Here is a 3987-nt window from a genome sequence, read left to right as displayed (position 1 = left end):
CAGAAAAAGAATTAACCAAAAAGTAGTAAGGCAATCGCAAAAACATGCTTAAGATGATGATTTATATAGATTAAAATCACATTTTTCGTCAGTTCAAAAAACAAGCAAACAGACAAGCTTTTTCTACATAGAGTCATAAACTGTAAAAAAGTTTCATTTTTAGTCAGTTAAATTACATGTATACAGCCATATTCGTGCTACTGAGAGTATATCCATACCGTTGCACGGGCTAGATTTTGACATAATTTTTATTAAATTCGTGCAGCAGTTAACAGTTACTCGACAATAAATTACAAAATGAAACACTAACAACCAACTCGCAACACCGCCAATACAAAAGTGATATTCAATTAGTTTTTCTAAAAATAATCCCCTATTTCAGGTTAGTTTTTTTCATTCGTGCAAATCCGATTTGTCCCTTACATTACGCGCTCAGACTATTCACCGAATCAAACCTTCAACCTTAAAATTCGCTAACTGGAGATCGCTCTCATGCAAGGCTTAGAACTCGCAATTTTTATGCAATTCTTCCTTGGGCTTGTTGCTGCCGTAAACCCAATCGGCATCATGCCTGTTTTTGTTTCCCTTACTGCACATATGCCGCCAGAAGAGAGGAACAGGACAGCCTTACAAGCAAATATTGCCGTTGCCGTTATCCTGATTGTGTCGCTTGTCGCGGGGCAAATGCTGCTTGATATGTTTAGCATCTCCCTGGATTCATTTCGTGTTGCAGGTGGTTTGCTATTATTGAGCATCGCATTTTCGATGATGAGCGGTAAGCTCGGTGAAGATAAGCAGAATAAACAAGAGAAATCTGAATACATCAGCAAAGAGCAAATCGGTGTTGTTCCTCTTGCGATGCCATTAATGGCGGGCCCCGGGGCAATCAGCTCGACCATTGTTTACGGATCTCGTTACCCTGCAGCCATTGATACTGTGGGAATTGGCATTAGCATCATCGCGTTTGCAACCTGCTCTTGGCTCTTGTTCCGTTCAGCACCAGTTATCGTTCGCTTTTTAGGTCAAACGGGTATCAATGTGATCACGCGTATCATGGGCTTGATTCTTGGCGCATTGGGCATCGAGTTCATCGCCAATGGCCTACGTAATTTGTTCCCAGGTTTGGCATAACGTTTAACGGTAATCCGTTGCTCTATAAAGGGCAACAATATTGCAATATAGATGAGGCGAGTAAAGCAATTGGGCTTTCACTCGCCTCGTTATTATGAAGCTTGTATAATGACTGTTAATGCATTTAACAAAAGATGAATCTCTCCTTATGTCACGCAAGCCACTCAAGCATCATTTGTACGTCATTATCTTTGGTACTCACACGCCAGCCGGACGTGCATTTGATATTTCTCTGATCGTTGCAATCTTGGCTTCGCTATTGGTTCTGATCTTAGAGTCCATCCCTAATGTCATGACCGAATGGTCACAGCAGCTGCGTTATATTGAATACACTTTTACTGCTCTCTTCACTCTTGAGTATTTGTTAAGGCTCTATTGTTCTCCGAAACCAAAATCTTATGCCACCAGCTTTTATGGTGTCGTGGACCTATTGGCGATTCTTCCGACCTACTTAGCGATCATCTTCCCAGGCGCTTCATTTATGGGTGTGGTAAGGCTGCTGCGTGTGATGCGTATCTTCCGAATCCTAAAACTGGTTCGCTACCTGCAAGATTCAAACATTCTGTTACGTTCACTTTTAATGGCAAGACGAAAGATACTGATCTTTTTCAGCACAGTTGGCATCTTAGTTGTTATCTTCGGCGCGCTTATCTTTGTTATTGAAGGGCCAGAAAATGGCTTTACAAGTATTCCCCACAGTATTTATTGGGCAATCGTAACCATTACGACGGTTGGCTACGGTGACATGATCCCTCAAACCGCGTTAGGGAAAGCGATCGCTTCTCTGACCATGCTATTGGGTTACTCTATTTTAGCGGTACCGACAGGGATTATTACTGCAGAGCTCAGCAATGAGATGAACTCGCACAAAGAGTTGGTAAAGTGTCCGAACTGTAACCGCGCCGGCCATGATTCGGATGCTATGTATTGCAAACACTGTGCGAGTGAATTGGCAGACCCCGACAAGCGTGTCATTACAGAAGAGAAATAAAAGCAGACTCGAGATGCGAAGAGGTTTAAGGGCAGTTTCGAGGGCCGAATAACGAGATATCAATAAACTAAAAAGGGTTGACGTTTATCGTCAACCCTTTCGGTTTATCAGCTAATAGAATTTAAGCAATCTTGCCGATTACGCTTTCTCCGCAAGGATAATGCGCAGAGTACGGCGTAGTGGTTCTGCAGCACCCCAAAGTAGTTGGTCACCTACCGTGAACGCATTCAGGAAATCGTTACCCATCGACATCTTACGCAGACGACCGACTGGTACAGACATTGTGCCTGTTACTTTCGCTGGTGTTAGCTCCTGCGCAGTGATGTCTCGGTCATTAGGAATCACTTTAACCCAATCATTGTGCGTCGCGATGATCTCTTCGATCTCGTCCATAGGCACATCTTGCTTAAGCTTAATCGTTAGTGCTTGAGCGTGACAACGCATTGCACCGATTCGTACACAAGTGCCATCAATTGGGATTGGCTGACCATCTAGGCCAAGAATCTTGTTCGCTTCAACGCCGGCTTTCCACTCTTCTTTGCTTTGACCGTTTTCACGCTTCACATCGATCCAAGGAATCAGTGAGCCCGCAAGCGGAGCACCGAACTGATCGGTTGGAAATGAAGATGAACGAATGGTATCAGCGACTTTCTTATCGAGATCAAGAATTGAACTTGAAGGGTTCGCTAACTCAGAACTTACGCTGTCGTTGATCACACCCATTTGTGAGATCAGTTCACGCATGTTCTTAGCGCCCGCACCTGAAGCGGCTTGGTAAGTCATGGCACTCATCCACTCAACCATGCCTTTCTCGTATAGACCACCCAAAGCCATAAGCATTAAGCTCACAGTACAGTTACCGCCTACGAAAGTATTAGTCCCGCCGTGGATACCTTGTTGGATTTGAGCCAAGTTAACAGGATCAAGAGTGATGATTGAATCCGCGTCCATACGTAAGGTAGAAGCCGCATCAATCCAGTAGCCTTTCCAACCTGCTTGACGCAGTGCTGGGTATACTTTTGAGGTGTAGTCTCCGCCTTGACAGGTAATCACCGCATCAAGCTGTTTTAGGCTATCAATATCAAAAGCGTCTTGAAGTAGACCCGCATCTTTACCACCCAAAACAGGGGCAGGAATACCAATCTGAGACGTGCTGTAATAAACAGGTTCAATCAAGTCGAAATCTTTCTCTTCAACCATACGTTGCATCAATACAGAACCAACCATACCGCGCCAACCAACTAGACCTACTCTCATCGCTCACTCTCCATGTATAAATTAAAAATTGCTCTCCCCCATCTATAAGTTTTTCAGAAACAGAACTCAAGTGCTTTTTGTCAAAAAGTGTAACTTTTTCGTTTCTTTTAAGTGAACGCAATGAATCGTGCAGTTATCCCTGTATCGACATTTAATATCCACCTCATTGATAAAACGCCCATTATCCTCAAATTCAAACATTTGCATCGCCAAAGCAGCTTAATCCCACTCGCGTCACAAACAGTAAATCCCTCTTTTTAATCAATACTATCCAGAATAATACTTCACAAAACGAAAACAACGCGCGACAAGTTTCAACATGTAAGAACCATGAATTTAACAATATTTCAGATAATGAAACCATGATTAACTGTGTTAGCAGTCAAATATCACAACTTGGATGTATTTTTTCGATATAATAAACTAATTACTGTAGTGTCCGTTTTGCACCACACACCATAACGAAGCACTATAAATGCTCGAAATCACAAGAGGCTTTTATGAAGCAGAGTAAAACTCGCCTACCGAACCTATTGCAGGTATTCATCGCGTTAGGATTATTTCTATCCCTTGCTTTTTCCTTTACTGCAAAGCTTGACCTTCCAATT

At 42.8% G+C, this 3987-nt stretch carries 3 protein-coding genes; 2 read left to right on the top strand and 1 reads right to left on the bottom strand.

Translation table 11 applies throughout. The features are described 5' to 3' along the window. The first annotated feature begins 492 nt into the window (after window positions 1-492). A complete protein-coding gene (locus tag AB4496_RS20900) occupies window positions 493-1131 on the top strand; it encodes a YchE family NAAT transporter (RefSeq protein WP_004734056.1) in 639 nt (212 codons plus the stop codon). A gap of 148 nt (window positions 1132-1279) precedes the next feature. Beyond that, the gene (locus tag AB4496_RS20895) at window positions 1280-2122 is read left to right on the top strand and encodes an ion transporter (RefSeq protein WP_102257969.1); all 843 of its coding nucleotides are present in this window, start codon (window positions 1280-1282) and stop codon (window positions 2120-2122) included. A 138-nt stretch (window positions 2123-2260) separates the two neighbouring features. Here the strand turns inward: AB4496_RS20895 and asd are convergent, their stop codons facing one another. After that, window positions 2261-3379 carry an aspartate-semialdehyde dehydrogenase gene (gene asd, locus AB4496_RS20890; protein ID WP_102257906.1) on the bottom strand — a complete coding sequence of 373 codons (1119 nt, stop codon included), beginning with the start codon at window positions 3377-3379 and terminating at the stop codon, window positions 2261-2263. Window positions 3380-3987: the final 608 nt, after the last annotated feature.

This window comes from Vibrio sp. 10N.222.46.A1 (assembly GCF_041473595.1).
Classification (GTDB): domain Bacteria; phylum Pseudomonadota; class Gammaproteobacteria; order Enterobacterales; family Vibrionaceae; genus Vibrio; species Vibrio tasmaniensis_A.
This window is presented reverse-complemented; position numbering and strand designations above follow the sequence as displayed.

What these genes read in the sequence shown, in the direction of transcription:
- AB4496_RS20900 (WP_004734056.1), top strand. Translation starts at nt 493, where the DNA reads ATGCAAGGCTTAGAACTCGCAATTTTTATGCAATTCTTCCTTGGGCTT.
- AB4496_RS20895 (WP_102257969.1), top strand. Translation starts at nt 1,280, where the DNA reads ATGTCACGCAAGCCACTCAAGCATCATTTGTACGTCATTATCTTTGGT.
- asd (WP_102257906.1), bottom strand. Translation starts at nt 3,379, where the DNA reads ATGAGAGTAGGTCTAGTTGGTTGGCGCGGTATGGTTGGTTCTGTATTG.